Genomic DNA, 17,347 nt, shown 5'->3' with positions numbered 1-17,347 from the left:
GCTGACCTGGGTAACGCTTGGGCCATGTTCCACCTGAGTCATCTGTATGAGCATGGTGGGGCGGACTTCCCGGTAGATCTGGACCAGGCGAAGGCCTGGTTGCTCAAGGCGGCTGAGTTGGGGAATGCCCGGGCCATCAAAAAACTGGAAAAACTCTCTGAACCACAACCAGCTAAAAACGCGGGTATGTGAATAATGATTTAGTTAAATTAATTCATTATCACAACCAACGACTAAGCTGGACCGAGCCTAACCTCAGATAGAGTATCTGTACCACATACCCCATCCCAAAATGCTACTATATTTTGCCTTTTTTGTAATACATTAACGTGAATTCGACGTAAAAAAGACAAGAGGCCTCCGGACTGCTTAGCTATCTTTCAGATATCAAACCATAGAACAGCTAACCAGAGGCCCCATGTCTATGACCAGTGTATTCTGTGATATCGATGATTTCTGCCTGATTTTTGAACCAGAATGGCATAAACAACTTATCTGTAATGCCAATAAGCCTCCAGTTATATCAAAATTGTCGCTCAGTGAAATAATGACCATCATCATTCATTTCCACCAGAGTGCCTTTCGGAATTTCAAGCATTATTACCTGAATCTCATCGTTAAATATAAGTCTGACTGCTTCCCGAACCTGGTTTCTTACAATCGCTTATACCCGGCAGCCCAGAAAGCATCATATTGATATAACAGCACTGACAGAAGGTTTGCCTATGGCTTTCTGAGCATCGAACTCACGTTACATTAGAGGGCAATGTCAATGAAAAGAGTCATGAAACATATTGAACACAGACAAAATATATTCCAACAACATAAACTATTTTCCCTCATAACTTCTGACCAGATCCCTCAGGACAAGAAGCTCCAATTAATGCCAATCATGATCCTTTTTGTCATGAATTTTAGAGATATGAATAAATGGGTCATCCGCTTTGATGATGAAAATGATCAGTTTAAACAAACCATAAATGGCAATACACGAGAGGATGAAACACACTCTCGTCTGTTCTTGGAGGACTGGCGCAAACTTGGCTTCGATACATCTTTGAACTGGCGTATCAGTGATCTGTTGTGGTGGTTATTTTTTGCGGAAGACACAGAAGTTTTCCGCAAATGTGGTGTAGAATTCATGCGCTTGAATGTTGCAGATCAGGGCGATCCACTCATACGCTTTGCCCACTCAGAAGCCGGTGAAGCATGTGGGCATGTCTTTTTCGAGACCATTACACCAATCGCAACAGCCCTTACGGCAGATAACGGAATCGACTATCGCTATTTTGGCCAATATCATCTGGATCGAGAGACTGGGCATATGCTCAACTCCACGGGCGTTTTTGAGGATGAGGCACTTACTGACGACCAGTATCGTTTATCGATAACACTATCCGATCAGATGTTTCATATTTTTGATACCATTCATGACAGTTTTTACCAATACATCACACAATATTGTCTGCCCGATCGTGTGCCAGCAAAGAACAATGCCATATTTTTCGACACCCCCTGTTATCCTGATGCTTCTTCTGACCTGAAGCTACCAGATGCCACCAAAACAGACGCCACACAACAGCCGCTGGTTAAATACCTGCTTGAAAGAAAGCAACGTGTTGAATCCCATGAATTTTATCAATGGCTGCAATTTGCCGATTTACCAGCCATAGACAAACTGCGTCGTTTCTTTCCCTTATGGATTTTTGACTGCCTCGGCTACCGGGATCTCAACCATTACATAATCAACTATTCTTCCCCTCAAAATGCGTTTGAGGTACATGTCAATACTGTATCAAGCAACCTGGCACGCCACAGTCGACTGGCAATGGCCGACTGGCTTGCACTTGAACTTGACGATCACCTGGGCTGGCGGGCCAGTGATGCCTTGGAATTTTTTTTCCTTGATCCAATGATGGACAAACACAGACGTGCATTAATTAAGTTTGGCATGCTAATGCTGCAGTTCGAGGATCCGTTTCTGCGCCTGTGGTTCCTTGAAATACTTGAAGCCAGTGGTCATGCATTTTTCCACCATTGCCAGCCTGTAGCCGTGACCGCTGAGCAGCAAAATGGTATTCGCCTCAATTACCTGGCAAATCGCCACCATTTGGTTCATGACCATAACGGCAAACTGTTGGATACCATTGCCATCAAGTCTATACCCATTCATCAAGAGCAGGTACAGGTCATTACCATGTTTATAGACACAATATTTGATGCATTGGAGCAGAACCTGAGTTCATCACTCAAATTTGTGCAAGCCAATCGTTTCTTTGGCAATTGTTAGAATTCATCAAAATCAATGCAATACCTTGGTTATACCAGCGATTTCGCGGTAGTGTCACACATTGCTTTAGCTCTTGCGTCCATTATCCTCGGTGCGATTATCTTACTACTAAAAAAAGGCGGTAGATTACACCGGCGACTTGGACGCCTCTGGGTTGCCATGGTATCCCTGGTCGCCATTGGCTCATTCTGGATAAAGGTGCTTAATCCCAACAGCCGTCTGTATGGCTTAAGTGCTGTACATAGTCTCAGCTTTGCGACACTTGTTTTTCTTGCTTTAGGCATTTATTTCGCCCGAAGGAGAAAAATCCATCAACATGAATTTTGTATGAAACTGGTGTTTTACTTTGGTTTACTGCTGGCAGGGACCATGACCCTGTTTCCTGGTCGAATGCTTTCCTATTATTTGTTCAATCTGGTTCATAATTTTGTTGTGCCGTTATTGTCACTCCATCATGACTAAACGATTATTAGAATATCTGACTTGGCTGATTATTGGTGCCAGCCTGCTGATATCTGTGTATGTGGGCGGAACGTATTATTTTCAGGTCTTTTCCATTCTGGAGGGTATTACAGCAGCACTGGCCCATTCACAAAACCAGGCCAACGATCAAACTATCTCCCCTGTGGCATGTTGCAGCTTGCTACTCATTGAGCCAAATCAATATATTCTTGTTATTGACCAGCTTGATTATTTTGCTGATGAGCACCCTGCACTCACATTCCGGGTTCAGAACACAACCATTCAGGATTGTCGTAAAATAGCAGGAAGGAATGGATTATTCATTGCCGATATGTGGTTGCCTAAACTATGCCGAACCAACCAACACAGTGAATTACCCGTTCTGGCCATCAAGGGCCCTCTCCCAGGGGAAATCTGATTCCCAACAAGATAAAGAACAGGCAAAAGCAAACTGGTGATCGGAAACTCGATTCACAGTACATCCAGGCAGAGAATGAATCAGGAGGATTATGTCGGCCAGGTTATTTTTTCGGCTTATTGGATAACAGCCTCTCCAGGGTTATTTCAGGATTACCAGGGATCATCAAAGGAGCCATGAACCCGGTAACCAATGCTGGCCTGTTAAAGTTCACGTCGACTTAAACAACAATGAATTTGTATCTCTATACTTCCTGCATCCATAAAATTGTGCACGTTATAACCGTATAACCGCATTATTTTCGGATATTTGATCTGTTCTGGAATTCATGAAATCTATAAAGCTGTTTTTTGATATTTTCAGAACCTGGTACGGGATATTTTTGAGATCAACACAGTCAGAGTAACAATCCCAAAAACGTAAGGGAGTTACCTGGCATGAACAGCGTGCCCTCCAGTGCAGCAATTGTTGTACCCACCAAGCCCCCAATCTGCCCAATCTGCCCAATCTGCCATGATAGCCTTTACTCACCCAAAAACCGGAAGTTTGTGGGCAGGCGCGTCGCTATTGCCAGACCCTGCGGGCATAAGTTTCACTTTAAGTGCCTTTCCCGTTGGACAAAAGACCACGTGACCTGCCCTTACGAGCGGGAAGTCATTAAAAATATGGTGGTGAAAAACCTGCCCCTGCCCCGGGACTGGAAGAATCAGATGGTCAACGCGGCAAAGGAGGGTGATATCAAGATCATCCAGGCCCTGCTGCAACGGAGGGCGAAGGTGGATGCGGGCCGAACTGCGGGTACAACCCCCCTGGCCCTGGCCGTTGCCAATAAGCATCTTGATGCTGCCCTGCTGCTGGCCGGAAGGGGAGGATCCGACCCGATCGGTCTGAGAGACCTGGGGGAGCTGTTCCGGCATGGTGGTGAGGGCATTCCGGTAGATCTGCACAAAGCGGAGCACTGGTATCTCAAGGCAGCTGAGTTGGGGGATTTTGCAGCCATGTGGTATCTGGGCTACCAGTATCAGTTTGGTGGCGAGGGCTTTCCGATAGATCTGCACAAAGCCGAGAGCTGGTACCTCAAAGCGGCTGAACTGGGGGATATTGCAGCCATGAGCAGCCTGGGCATCGTGTATACAAATGGTGGCGAGGGCTTTCCGATAGATCTGCACAAAGCTGAGAGCTGGTACCTTAAGGCGGCTGGGCTGGGGGATACTATAGCCATGAATAACCTGGCCCACCAGTATCAGCATGGTGGCAAGGACTTCGCGGCAGATCTGCGCAAAGCGGAGCACTGGTACCTGCAGGCGGCTGGATTGGGGGATGCCTGCGCCATGAATAACCTGGCCCTATTGTATCTGGATGGCGGCGAGGGCTTACCGGCAGATCAGGATCAGGGAAAGTTCCTGTTGTTCAAGGCGGCTGGGTTGGGGGATGTTGGAGCCATGAGCAGCCTGGGCTGCCTGTATTACGAGGGTGAACAAGGCTTTGAGAAAGATCTGCACCAGGCGAAATCCTGGTGGCTCAAGGCGGGTGAGCTGGGATATGTTAGAGCCATGCAACTCCTGGGATACCTGTATCTGCATGGTGGCGAGAACTTTCCGGCAGATCTGCACCAGGCGAAAATCTGGTTGCTCAAGGCGGCTGACCTGGGTAACGCTGCGGCCATGTTCCACCTGAGTCATCTGTATAAGCATGGTGGGGCGGACTTTCCGGTAGATCTGAACCAGGCGAAGGCCTGGTTGCTCAAGGCGGCTGAGTTGGGGAATGACCTGGCCATCAAAAAACTGGAAAAAGCCTCTAAACCGCAACCCGCTAAAAAACGCGGGTTTGATGAAGCCTTTCCTGGTGAACCCGGCCGCGCCCACCCAGAGGGCGAATCCACGGCAGCAGGCTGTAAGGGGCATAAAATAGAGAAGGCTTCCCGATAGATCCACCAAATGCCCATGGTACGTGACAATATTTTGCGTCCCCCGGGAGGCTATCCAGAGTTATTTCCGGATTATCCCGGGATCATCAAAGGAGCCATGAATCCGGTAACCAATGCTAGCCTGTTAAAGTCCGGGTCGATTTAAACGACAATGAATATATATCTATACCTCCTGCATCGATAAAATTGTCTGCATTATAACCTTATAAACGCCTTCTTTTCCGATATTTAGATCTTTTCTGGAATTCAGCAATTCCACAAAGCTGGTTTTTTGATATTTTCAGAACCTGGTACGGGATATTTTTGAGATCAACACAGTCAGAGTAGTAATCCCAAAAACGTAAGGGAGTTACCTGGCATGAACAGCATTCCCTCCAGTGCAGCAGTTGTTGTGCCCACCGAGCCCACAATCTGCCCGATCTGCCATGATGGCCTCTACTCATCCACTAATCTGATGTTTGTGGGCAGGCGCGTCGCTATTGCCAGGCCCTGCGGGCATAAGTTTCACTTTAAGTGCCTTTCCAGCTGGACAAAAGGCCATCTGACCTGCCCTTACGGACGGGAAGTCATTAAAAAAATGGTGGTGAAAAACCTGCCCCTGCCCCGGGGCTGGCGGCGTCAGATGGTCAACGCGGCAAAGGAGGGTGATATCAAGATCATCCAGGCCCTGCTGCAAAGGGGAACGAAGGTGGATGCGGGCCGAACTTCGGGTAAAACTCCCCTGGCCCTGGCCGTTGCCAATAAGCACCTCGATGCTGCCCTGCTGCTGGCCAGAAGGGGAGGATCCGACCTGATCGGTCTGAGAAACCTGGGGTGTCTTTTCCAGAATGGTGGCGAAGGGATTCCGGTAGATCTGCACAAAGCGGAACACTGGTATATCAAGGCGGCTGAATTGGGGGATATTACAGCCATGTGGCATCTGGGCCACCTGTATCAGTTGGGCGGTGAGGGCTTTCGGATAGATCTGCACAAAGCCGAGAGCTGGTACCTTAAGGCAGCTGAGCTGGGGGATATTACAGCCATGTGCAGCCTGGGCATCGTCTATGCACGTGGTGGCAAGGGCTTTCCAGCCGATCTGCACAAAGCCGAGAGCTGGTACCTTAAGGCGGCTGAGCTGGGGGATACTACAGCCATGAATAACCTGGCCTACCAGTATCAGCATGGTGGCAAGGACTTCGCGGCAGATCTGCGCAAAGCGGAGCACTGGTACCTGGAGGCGGCTGGATTGGGGGATGCCTGCGCCATGAATAACCTGGCCCTACTGTATCTGGATGGCGGCGAGGGCTTACCGGCAGATCATCAGGATCAGGGAATGTTCCTGTTGTTCAAGGCGGCCGGGTTGGGGGATGTTGGAGCCATGTCCAGCCTGGGCTGCCTGTATTACCAGGGTGAACAAGGCTTTGACAAAGATCTGCACCAGGCGAAATCCTGGTGGCTCAAGGCGGTTGAGCTGGAACATGTCAGAGCCATGTATCACCTGGGTTACCTGTATCTGTATGGTGGTGAGAGCTTTACGGCAGATCTGCATCAGGCGAAAATCTGGTTGCTCAAGGTGGTTGAGCTGGGGAAAGATCCAGCCATTATAGCTTCAGCCATGTACCTGCTGGGCTACCTTCATCACTATGCTGACGAGGGCTTTGGGGTAAACCTGCGTGAAGCGGAGCGGTGGTACCTTAAGGCGGCCAGGCTGCGCAATGATTCAGCCATGAAAAAGCTGGGCAGCCTTTATCTCAATGGTGACGAGGGCTTTCCGATAAATCTGGACCAGGCGATCTTCTGGTTGCTCAATGCGGCTGAGCTGGGTAGTGCTTCAGCCATGAACAAACTGGGCACCCTGTATGAGCTTGGTAGAGAGGGCTTTGGGGTAAATCTGTATGAAGCGGAGCGCTGGTACCGTAAGGCAGCCAGGCTGGGGAATGCCAAGGCTATTAAAAATCTGAGGAACCTCAAAAGCAGTGTGGAGATAGCTTCCTGATAGATCCGCTAAAAGCCTTTGCGTATTCAGAGTACATTCAGGCAGAGGATGAATCAGGAAGATTATAAGTAGTTGGCCAAATGGAATCGTATTTTCTGGCTAAGTGGGCAGTTACTATGCAAGGCACAACGTAGGGAGCATAGCCGTAGCTATGTGACCGTAGTTGTAACGCCGCAGAGTGACTGTCCACTTAGTCAGAAAATACGATTTCATTTGGTTAACTACTTATCGGCCGGGTTATTTTTTCGGCTTATTGGAGAACAGCCTGTCCAGGGTCATTTTAGGGTCAGCAAAGGAGCCATGAATCCGGTAACGAATGCTGGCCAGCTGATCCACCTGTTTGCCCACCAGTCTGTCCGCAATATAAATAATGCCCGCCACCTGGGGAGCAGTTCCCAGCAGTACGCTGAGAATCGGCAGATTGGATGACACAGGCAGGGTAACCACCAGGCTCAGATCCAGCTGTTCAGTATTGGTATCAATAGTGCCATCCAGTTTGAAGTCGGAAGACGGCCCTTCGATCACCATGGGTGAATTGAAGGTAATCAGTCCACGGTTAAAGTTCAGACTGCCCTTGATTTGATCAAAACTGATACCGGACGAGTAGAGATCGGAAAAGTCCAGCCTTATCCTTCTGGTCAGTGCTTCGGTATTAAAAATACCAAATAATTTAAGTGCTTCCGACGAGCCATTATCGACTTTGCGCAGCCGCCCTTTCTTCAGCAGCAAATCGATCCGGCCTTTCATGGTGGCAATCGAACCTCCAAGAGGCGATCCATCCCAGTTCAGGCTGGCCTCGAAACGGCTTTCCCTGGCCTCAAGAAAACCTGAAGAGCCCAGGGCTTTCTGCAATGCGGTGATGTCCGTGCCTTTAAGTTCTCCCTGAATCCAGCTGCGCTGTTCACCGTCCATCAGCACCCAGTCTGCCAGACCATTCAGCGACATATCCGACAGCTCACCGGTAATATGATCGATCTTGACACCGTTGGGTCCATGACGAAGTTTAAAACCGATGCTTGCTGGTGTTCGGCCGCCAACCTGAATATGGTTGATGTTCACATCAATATTGGGCAACGTTGCCGGATTGATGTCTGCCAGGCTGTCCCCGGATTCTAAAGGACTATCCCCGGAAGCGGTTTCAGAAGCAGGCTCTGGCAGATGTACACGGTCAATATAAAGAGACCACGGTGCAGTTTGCTGGTCAGGAATCCATAAATCACCTTTCAGTGTCTGTCCATCAACGGCCAGTTTCATGCCTTTTCTGTCAGACTGTGACCTCTGATTCTGAACCGCCTGCTGAAGTGAAACCGATATATCCGGCCAGAGATAATCCCCATACTTCAGTGAACCGAGGTGAACATTGTCAAGGGCCAGGCGTGAGGCCAACTGTTGCTCGACAGGACTAACGGGCTGCCCTTCAAAGCGGGCCTTCCAGGGACCGAGATCCAGTTCCGGCAAAGTACCGGTCACCAGAAATTGATTCCCTGAAGGCCAGACAGCAAAGCCTGTACCGGGATGGGAAGCATCGTCACCCAGTGTCATCAAGGCAGACTCCGGGGAAAACTCTGGCGTCATTCTCATGTCCAGCCGCCCCAGTTTTCCCAGCATCACACCCAGCATCTGGTGACCTGCTTTTTTGGTCAGAGAAAACGTCAGGGGTAGCGGTGTATCGGCTGTTTTACCCACCGGCGCTGGCAGCTCTATATCAACGCCAAGCAATTCACTGCCGACCCTGAGTTCCGTGTTATTGTCGTCTAACCCCAGGGATAAGCTGGCGCGATAATCCGTTTCTCCCTCCAGCAAACTGAGCCAATCCAGCTTCAGCCAGTCCTGAAGTGAAGACACTGAGGCTCTGCCTGACCAGACAATATCGGTGGAAACGGGTTGTTGATTCTGTACCATCGAACGTATCTGAAATTGAGCCGGCTGACCAAACAGCTGACCAGATAACTGTCGTGCAGTAAGTCCACGGTCAGTGCTGTAGGAGAGTTCACCGGCAATGCCTTTTGCGGCAATCCCCACCTCAGGAATTCCGAAGGTAAACGATTCCACTGCACCACGGATATCCACTTCAGAACGGCCCGGGTCATCCAGAGGAAGTGTCAAATCAAGTCCGGCATCCAGCTGCCCCTGTAACGTCCATAGTTCTGCTGCACCCTTCATCCAGTCATTAATGGGTGTCCGGGTAAGAAAGTGCTGCAGTGTCTCGCCACTGGCATTCAGCTGACTGCGGATCCTGAGTATCGATGTCCCGTCCAGCGGCACTCGCGCCACGATATCATTCAGTTGGCCACCCGCTGACTCTGCCTGCTGGCCCAGTACTTCCACCCGGTCATCGTTAACATAAACCTGCCCGGCCAGGCCGGTAATCACAGGCCAGTCAGGCGCATAGTCCAGCTCGCCATTCTGGAGATCAAAAAACAGTCCCCAGCGGGAATCCTGTGGGCCGATATCTCCACGCTTACCACCAGACAGCGCACCGTTATAAATAAACCCGCCCCCTGAGATATCCGCCTTGCGAATGGCGGTATCCAGCCAGTGAACCAGGCCGCTGTTCATGGGCAGAAAGACTGGCAGGTACTTGCCCGTATAGCGGGCATCACCATTGCTCATGCCCACCGTCAATGCCATATCCAGGGTGTCACCTTCATGCCATTTTAACGGGATATCGAGCCTGAGCTTGCCTTTCAGATCACCTTCAGCACCCACCAGGGCGATGTCATCCGACTTCAAAATATAAAAGTCATCAATAACATCCCAGTAAAGGCGTGCTTTGGCAGTAGCAAACGTCCAGGTTTCCCGGAACAGTTTGGGAAAGCCCAGCTGGAAGTTCCGGGTATCCAGATCAAGATACCCCTGCAGCAGGTTCATCCTTAACTGACCACTGACATTGCCCCCGGAAGGAGCGCCGTGCCAGGCAGCCACCGACACATTGTCAAGCCGGGCACTCAAGTCGAAATCAAACGGTTGACGGGATGGGTAAAAACGGATGGCCAGATCATTCAACTGGCCAATGGGATTCAGGGTATTCACCAGATCAGCAACCGGTTCCGGAAGCGCATCGGTATCCAGTAACCATCGTTTCAGCAGATCCAGATCCAGGTTTTCGGTCGCTACGGTTACCGCATATTCTTCAGCCAGGCCACCGGCCAGATACCAGCTGTTTTCCCACTGATAAACCGTCCCGTTATGCAGGCGGTTTTCCAGATTGAGGCCATTCAGCCAGATCTGCCAGCTGGATTCTGACAACGGCTCCCGGGACAAAACGCCCTGCATAAATACATGGGTCTGCCCGGAAAGATGGTTCAACGCACCAGCGTTATCCCGATACGTTACATCAGGAGAAGCGACCTCTCCCTGTACTTGCCAGACACCATCATCATACAGCCAGCGGGTCTCCAACTGTACCACTGCTGACAGCACATCATCATAACAACCAGACCACAGGACACAGAGCTGCTCAGCATCAAGATCACTGGCGACGGCCTCTCCCTGCCACCGGGAAAACTGACCAGGGCCGGCGATGCCAGAGCCATTGATGGCAAGATAACCAGCACCCGCTTCAAGGCGGACCGACAGATTTTTCTGGTCACCATCCGTCACGACCGTCAAATGCTGGCCATGAATATCACTGCTCTCACCATTGGCTTTGCGCATATTCAGGCGGATATCACGAATATCCACCTTCTTTTGCAGGGCAAGCCATTCCAGCGCAGAACTCTGTTGATATTCAGGAGCCTGTAATGATGACCCGGCAACCCGTTGAATACCGGATAGTGCCCACTGGGCACCATCTCCACGGACCAGCTCGACATTGATTCCATTGATTTCCAGGGACGAAAATACTGGCGTCCAGTGTAATAGTGACTCCTTCAGGCTCAGTTCCAAAGCCAGCTGCGAGATACTGAACCCGGCCTGATCTGCCTCTTTACCTTTAAGCGTCAACCCTCTCATGGATAACCATGGCTCACCATCATTCCATTGCGCAGACATGGACTCAATTTGCAGGTCAGCCTGCAACCGGTCGCTGAGAAAACCTGAAAGCTGAGGCAGCAGAACCGGTAAAGCACTAAACGTCAGTCGCCCGAGCCCCACCAGAATGACCAGAATGGTTAACCCGGTCAGCAGCAGCCGCCAGCTCCATTTCATCAAACTATTCAGTAGACGGAGACTGCCTGATGGTGCTTTTTCACCATCTGCCCCCTGAATGCCCGGAGCACTCCGTTTGAGGCTGTTTACCATCCGCTTCAACAACCGAGTTCCCGCCCTGACAAACCATTGGACAACTGACTATTAACCAGCCGTATAACAAAAGTGACGCTCAACAAAATATCAATCCAGACTCAACAGTAACCATTACCAAATGCTAAAAAAACACTACCCGCTTCCCGTTAACCGCGCCCCTGAAAAGCGGGGTAGCGGGCAGCAGGAAGCGGGCAGCGTTCGTTACACCAGAACTACATCAAACTGTTCCTGGGTATAGATCGGCTCCACCTGAAAACGAATAGGCTTCTGGATAAACTCTTCAAGATCGGCCACATTATTGGACTCTTCATCCAGCAGACGGTCTATCACGGTCTCAGCTGCCAGCACCGTATAACTGTCGCCATCATAGGCCCGGACAGCCCGGAGAATTTCCCGGAAAATCTCGTAGCATACCGTCTCTGCCGTTTTCAGGGTACCACGGCCTTCACAGGTTGGGCAGGATTCACACAGAACATTCTCCAGTGACTCGCGGGTTCGCTTGCGAGTCATCTCCACCAGGCCCAGTTCACTGACGCCGGTAAAATTGGTCTTGGCATGATCCTGCTCCATGGCCTTTTCAAAAGCACGCTGAACCTGCCGCTGATGCTCCGGATCTTCCATATCAATAAAGTCGATAATGATGATCCCCCCCAGGTTCCGTAACCGGAGCTGGCGGGCAATGGCAACGGCCGCTTCAAGGTTGGTTTTAAAAATAGTCTCTTCCAGATTACGATGACCGACAAAGGCACCGGTGTTGACATCAATGGTGGTCATGGCTTCGGTCTGATCAATAATCAGATAGCCACCGGACTTCAGCTGAACTTTACGGCTAAGCCCCTTGTTGATCTCATCCTCAACGCCAAACAGATCAAAAATCGGGCGTTCGCCGGGGTAATATTCAACCCGGCCATCGATCTCAGGTACCAGCTTTTTGACAAATTTGGACACTTTTTCAAACGTTTCCCGGGAATCAATGCGGATCTTTTCAATGTTGGGGTTGACCAGGTCACGCATGGTTCGCAAGTGCAGCGGCAAGTCTTCATAGACATTGGCCGGTGCCTTACTCTCCCGGATATTCTCTTCGATGGTGGCCCACAGCCTGCGCAGAAAGAGAATATCGGCACGCACCTCAGCTTCGCCGATGCCTTCTGCAGCCGTTCTCAGAATAAAGCCACCGGCACCATCATCACCGCCAAGGCAAGACTCAACCAGTTGCCGCAGACGTTCCCGCTCCTCAACATCTTCGATGCGCAGCGAGATCCCCACGTGGTTGTTTTTTGGCATGTGCACCAGATAGCGGGCCGGAATAGAGATATGGGTGGTCAGACGGGCACCTTTGGTACCCAGGGGATCTTTGGTTACCTGAACCACCAGCGACTGGCCTTCATGCACCAGTTCATAAATCGGGCGTTCCTGGGTCTCTTCCCCGTTTTTTTCATGGCGGCTGTCCTGCCTGGGCGCAATTTCACTGGCATGAATAAACGCCGCCCGTTCAAGGCCAATATCAACAAATGCGGCCTGCATTCCCGGCAGGACACGAACCACCTTCCCTTTATAAATATTGCCGACAATACCCCGACTTCGGGCACGCTCGACATAGATCTCCTGCAGCACCCCATTTTCAACCAGAGCCACCCGTGATTCCATGGGCGTGATATTCATGAGAATTTCTTCGCTCATCCCAGTCCCTCAATTCCTTTAATGCATTGACCTGTGGTGCCTCTTTAGACGGACAATGAGTTTCGTCACAGGCATCACAGGTCAATACACTTTCCACCATTCCTTAAGAGGCCGTCTGAGGCTGACGTACTGGTAGAAACAAAATAGATCAGTCGATCATACCAGTAATTTGCATCCGGTTTTTGCTTCCTGACAAACTTTATACCAAAAACCGTTCCATGATGTTGTGAGAGCGTATTCACGCTCTTTTTTGAACGGCAAAAACGGCGAGAAAATGAGACACCTTAGTTGGAAATAAGATACAGACTACAGATCAGCACGCTTGCCAGAATGGCACATTAAAATCGGTCAGAAGTCGTGCAGTCTCCATAAGCGGCAACCCGACAACACCGGAATAGCTGCCAGACAGACTCGCTACCAAAACCGCACCATAGCCCTGAATACCGTAGGCACCTGCTTTATCGGTCGGCTCCCCGGAGGCAATATAATCATCAATCAACGAATCAGACAGGTCATTAAACACCACATCTGTGACTGACAACTCAGTTTGCAGCTGACTGCCATCGGTTACCGCTACTGCGGTCATCACCTGATGAGCATTGCCGGACAGCATCACCAACATACGACGAGCATCGTTTGAATCCTGAGGCTTGCCGAGAATTTGATCATTACAGACCACCGTTGTATCTGCTGCCAGCAAGGGCATTTGGACAGAATCCCGGGTTAATAATGCCTGCCAGCCTGCCGCTGCCTTTTCCCGGGCCATTCGCAGCACATATTCTGCTGGAGCCTCACCGGGGAATGGGGTTTCATCAATATCACAGGCCAGTTGATGAAAGGAAACACCGATTTGCTGTAACAGCTCAGCTCGACGCGGGGATTGGGAAGCCAGATAGATCATATTCAACCTTTTTTTGAACGACACAGAACCGTAGTCACTTAGCCCGGATAGATGCCCGAAGCCTAACGTAATAAAGACGGATTATAAAAGAGTTGGAACTTATTCATTAGTTAGTGGTCAAAAACACCAGTAAAGCTTTAATACCGTACACCCCATTCATCCTGAGCGGATTCGAAGGATGGGAGCACCGCACTTCACTCAGTGCGAACGGTATGGGTATCAAAGAATCAACTACTTATAACAATACTCTTAATAAAGAAACATAGGAGGTTTCTATGACAGGCCCCACTGCCGGTAATCCAGCGCTTAATTCCCCCCAGAATGCGCAAAATAGTGAATGGACCTGCGTAAGCTGGTTTAAAAAAATTTCTGACGCTGTTGCCAGTAAAACATCTCGCTTTTTTGGGCGTGTTGTTGCCGCTGTGTTAACTGTAGCCACCTTCATTCCTTCACTGGGCGTTGATCTTGTTTATGCAGCCAAGAGCCTGTGTGACAGAAAAGTCACCAAACTCCAGGCCAAGGTAGAGTGGATAAGAGACATTCATGATGGCGATGTCAAAACTACGATGGGAAAACACAATCGTTTTCTGGCAAATAACGTCTTACACCATCCAGAGGCTATCCCGGAAGCAGCTCACCAACAACTGGTTAAGGCCCTGGATGGTGATATTCCAGTTGAGTTGATTACTCCAGACCAAAATGCTTTTACAACATTTAAGTTTGGGGAAGAGCTAAGAATTGGTGAATCAAGACGTTACTACGATATTGGAGATGGACAGGCACTGGCAATGAATAATTGCCCACACCAATTCTATGATGAATTAATGATGAATAGATACCTTGAAAAATTAGGTGTTCCGACCATTGAAATCAAACCCGCTGTTATTCGTTGGGAATTCGAGGGTGAAAAATACACAATGGCAACCTACATCACAACATCATTTAGCGAATACGCAAAACAAAATGCTTTCTTAATGCATAAAAGATCTACTTCAGAGGAAACTGAACTACTGGATGGTAAGAAATTGTTAGCAGTAGACGAAGACGAAGACGAAGACGAAGACGAAGACAAGTATATAATGACTCCTGAGCACTGGGATGAGGTTTTAAAGCCACTGGTTAATGATGTTAGAACCCTGATTGATAATGGTGTTTCTACACATGCTTGTTACGCAATTTCGGCTACCCACAAAGCCATCGTTGTCGGAAAAGGCAATAAATTCCACTCAGGTGGGCCTGCTGATTATGAGATTCGCGCATTTCCATATGAATTCGTAGACGAGACGACTCAACTTGATCAACTTCCACCTAAAAAGCGGCTTACAGCTGAAGAGGAGAAAGAAATATTGAGACATTATATCGAGTTAGCCGCTTTTGTTCAATTTAACCCTAAGGCATGGCGCTTGCCGGAAAAGTGGAAAAAACTTGTTACAGATCTTGTCGAAAGACATATTCGCCGATGAATCTTCCTGTGAAAAGGCTGCGTTGGTTTTCTACACTCCCGGGAAAATCGCGATTTGGTGTTTTTGCCTGCAGTCGCCTTTTCCCGGCAGGGGACTCACCGGGAAAAGGGTTTACATTGAAGGCCAGTTTCTGCCAAGAAACACCAATCTATTGTAACAGCTCAGCCCGAGGCGGGGATTGGGAAGCCAGATAGATCATATTCAACCTTTTTTGAACGACACAGAACCGTAGCCACTTAGAGGAATAGATTCCTGATGCCTAACGTAATGAAAACGGATTATAAAATAGTTTGAACTTATTCATTAGTTAGTGGTCAAAAGTACCAGTAAAACTTTAATACCCGTTAATACCCGTACACCCATTCATCCTGAGCGAAGCCGAAGGATAGAAGCACCGCACTTCACTCAGTGCGAATGGTATGGTTATCAAAGAATCAACTATTTATAACAATACTCTTAATAAAGAAACATAGGAGGTTTCCATGACAGGCCCCACTGCCGGCAATCCAGCGCTCAATCCCCCCCAGAATGCGCATAATAGTGAATGGACCTGCGTAAGCTGGTTTAAAAAAATTTCTGACGCTGTTGCCAGTAAAACATCTCGCTTTTTTGGGCATGTTGTTGCCGCTGTGGTAACTGTAGTCACCTTTATTCCTTCACTGGGCATTGATCTTGTTTATGCAGCCAAGAGCCTGTATGACAGAAAAATCACCAAACTCCAGGCTCCTGCTCCAAATCTTCCGGTTATTCCAGGAGCCAAAGTACAATGGCGAAGATACATTCATGATGACGATGTTAAAGCTACGATGGAACGTTACGATCGTTTTCTGGCAGAAAACCTCACACATCATCCAAACGAGATTCCTGAAGCAGCATATCAACAATTAAATGAGGCAACCAAAGGTGATATGCCCATTGAGTTGATTACTGAAGATGGTGTCACAACCGTAAAACTCCATAAAGAGCTGGGAGGTGGTGGATCCAAGACATTCTACGATATCGGCGATGGCCAGGCACTGGCAATGATCAGGGCCCCACACCAATTCTATGATGAGTTAATGATGCAGCGATATCTGGAAAAATTAGGTATTCCTACCAATGAAATCAAACCCGCTGTTATTCGTTGGGAATTTGAGGGCACCACATACACAATAGCAACCTATATCGCACCATCATTTAACGAATACCCAAAACAAAATGCTTTCGTATTGGACAGCAAAGCCCCTTTTAATATTACCGATCAACTGAACGGTAAGAAAGTGTTATCAGCAGGCCAGAAACCATTCATACTTGAGAACTGGGATGAAGTTTTGAATCCACTGGTTAATGATATTAGAACCCTTATTGATAATGGAGTTTTCGCTCGGCATGATTCTCTAAATGCCATTCTTGTGGGAAAAGGCAACAAATTCCATTCAGGGGGGCAAGCTGATTTTGAGGTGCGTGCATTTCCATTTGATTTCTCAAGCAAATTCGAGCAGTACGATCAGCTCCCTGTTAAAAAGCGGCTTAAAGCGAAAGAGGAGGAAAGAACATTGAGGGCATATATTGAGCAAGTCGTTTTTATTCAATTTGATACCAAAAAATGCACCTTGCCAAAAGAGTGGGAAGACCTTGTTACGGACCTTACCAAAAGATACCGTCGTCGAAGAAACTTCCTGTGAAAAAGTAGCGACAGATTTCTATCCCGGGAGGTTCAGTATTTCTTCCTGCAGTTGCCTTTTCCCGGCATGGGACTCACCGGGAAAAGGGTTTTCATTGAAGGCCAGTTTTTGGCAGAAAACACCAATTTGGTGTAACAGCTCAGCTCGACGCAGCCATTGGTAAGCCAGATGGATCTTATTTAATCTTAAAAGAATTGAAACTTATTCACTGCATAGTGGTCAAACCACTAGGTAATCAACTATATCCTCAAATTATTATTTACAACTATATGATTTAATGAAACATAGGAGGTTTCTATGCCAGACCCGATTGTTGGTAATC

11 protein-coding genes are annotated in these 17,347 nt (G+C 48.7%); 8 read left to right on the top strand and 3 right to left on the bottom strand.

Features of this window, described 5'->3' with window-relative positions; genetic code table 11:
- The 6 genes from J7438_RS19050 to J7438_RS19025 all read left to right on the top strand — a co-directional run.
- A partial coding sequence (locus J7438_RS19050; protein ID WP_209277809.1) for an SEL1-like repeat protein occupies positions 1-192 on the top strand: 192 nt, incomplete at its 5' end.
- A 592-nt stretch (positions 193-784) separates the two neighbouring features.
- Positions 785-2,290 (top strand): hypothetical protein, encoded by a 1,506-nt coding sequence (locus tag J7438_RS19045; protein ID WP_209277808.1) that lies wholly within the window; start codon positions 785-787, stop codon positions 2,288-2,290.
- A 15-nt stretch (positions 2,291-2,305) separates the two neighbouring features.
- Entirely contained in the window at positions 2,306-2,752 is a 447-nt protein-coding gene (locus tag J7438_RS19040) for a DUF2306 domain-containing protein (RefSeq protein WP_209277807.1), read from the top strand.
- Positions 2,745-3,170 (top strand): hypothetical protein, encoded by a 426-nt coding sequence (locus J7438_RS19035; RefSeq protein ID WP_209203301.1) that lies wholly within the window; start codon positions 2,745-2,747, stop codon positions 3,168-3,170. Before J7438_RS19040 ends, J7438_RS19035 begins: the two co-directional genes overlap by 8 nt.
- Before the next feature lie 437 nt (positions 3,171-3,607).
- A complete protein-coding gene (locus J7438_RS19030; RefSeq protein WP_209277806.1) occupies positions 3,608-5,098 on the top strand; it encodes an RING finger domain-containing protein in 1,491 nt (496 codons plus the stop codon).
- A gap of 357 nt (positions 5,099-5,455) precedes the next feature.
- Entirely contained in the window at positions 5,456-7,072 is a 1,617-nt protein-coding gene (locus J7438_RS19025) for an RING finger domain-containing protein (RefSeq protein WP_209277805.1), read from the top strand.
- 237 nt (positions 7,073-7,309) lie between these two features.
- On the opposite strand, the gene J7438_RS19020 is transcribed toward J7438_RS19025, so the two are convergent.
- The 3 genes from J7438_RS19020 to J7438_RS19010 form a co-directional block, all read right to left on the bottom strand.
- Entirely contained in the window at positions 7,310-11,314 is a 4,005-nt protein-coding gene (locus tag J7438_RS19020; RefSeq protein ID WP_286196719.1) for a YhdP family protein, read from the bottom strand.
- A 204-nt stretch (positions 11,315-11,518) separates the two neighbouring features.
- Complete coding sequence (rng, locus tag J7438_RS19015; protein WP_209203305.1) at positions 11,519-12,997, bottom strand: ribonuclease G; 1,479 nt, start codon at positions 12,995-12,997, stop codon at positions 11,519-11,521.
- A 313-nt stretch (positions 12,998-13,310) separates the two neighbouring features.
- Entirely contained in the window at positions 13,311-13,898 is a 588-nt protein-coding gene (locus J7438_RS19010; RefSeq protein WP_209277803.1) for a Maf family protein, read from the bottom strand.
- A gap of 275 nt (positions 13,899-14,173) precedes the next feature.
- On the opposite strand from J7438_RS19010, the gene J7438_RS19005 reads away from it, so the two are divergent.
- Both J7438_RS19005 and J7438_RS19000 read left to right on the top strand, forming a co-directional pair.
- The gene (locus J7438_RS19005) at positions 14,174-15,361 is read left to right on the top strand and encodes a hypothetical protein (RefSeq protein WP_209277802.1); all 1,188 of its coding nucleotides are present in this window, start codon (positions 14,174-14,176) and stop codon (positions 15,359-15,361) included.
- Positions 15,362-15,843: 482 nt separating this feature from the next.
- The gene (locus J7438_RS19000; protein ID WP_209277801.1) at positions 15,844-17,025 is read left to right on the top strand and encodes a hypothetical protein; all 1,182 of its coding nucleotides are present in this window, start codon (positions 15,844-15,846) and stop codon (positions 17,023-17,025) included.
- Positions 17,026-17,347: the final 322 nt, after the last annotated feature.

The organism is Thalassotalea sp. G20_0 (assembly GCF_017744175.1).
In the GTDB taxonomy this organism is placed as follows: domain Bacteria; phylum Pseudomonadota; class Gammaproteobacteria; order Pseudomonadales; family Endozoicomonadaceae; genus Endozoicomonas.
Note: the sequence above shows the minus strand (reverse complement) of the source record. Positions and strands in the feature narration are given on the sequence as shown.

Bases quoted from the DNA above. Each gene is read 5' to 3' on its own strand.
- J7438_RS19045 (WP_209277808.1), top strand. From the start codon at position 785: ATGAAACATATTGAACACAGACAAAATATATTCCAACAACATAAACTA.
- J7438_RS19040 (WP_209277807.1), top strand. From the start codon at position 2,306: ATGCAATACCTTGGTTATACCAGCGATTTCGCGGTAGTGTCACACATT.
- J7438_RS19035 (WP_209203301.1), top strand. From the start codon at position 2,745: ATGACTAAACGATTATTAGAATATCTGACTTGGCTGATTATTGGTGCC.
- J7438_RS19030 (WP_209277806.1), top strand. From the start codon at position 3,608: ATGAACAGCGTGCCCTCCAGTGCAGCAATTGTTGTACCCACCAAGCCC.
- J7438_RS19025 (WP_209277805.1), top strand. From the start codon at position 5,456: ATGAACAGCATTCCCTCCAGTGCAGCAGTTGTTGTGCCCACCGAGCCC.
- J7438_RS19020 (WP_286196719.1), bottom strand. From the start codon at position 11,314: ATGGTAAACAGCCTCAAACGGAGTGCTCCGGGCATTCAGGGGGCAGAT.
- rng (WP_209203305.1), bottom strand. From the start codon at position 12,997: ATGAGCGAAGAAATTCTCATGAATATCACGCCCATGGAATCACGGGTG.
- J7438_RS19010 (WP_209277803.1), bottom strand. From the start codon at position 13,898: ATGATCTATCTGGCTTCCCAATCCCCGCGTCGAGCTGAGCTGTTACAG.
- J7438_RS19005 (WP_209277802.1), top strand. From the start codon at position 14,174: ATGACAGGCCCCACTGCCGGTAATCCAGCGCTTAATTCCCCCCAGAAT.
- J7438_RS19000 (WP_209277801.1), top strand. From the start codon at position 15,844: ATGACAGGCCCCACTGCCGGCAATCCAGCGCTCAATCCCCCCCAGAAT.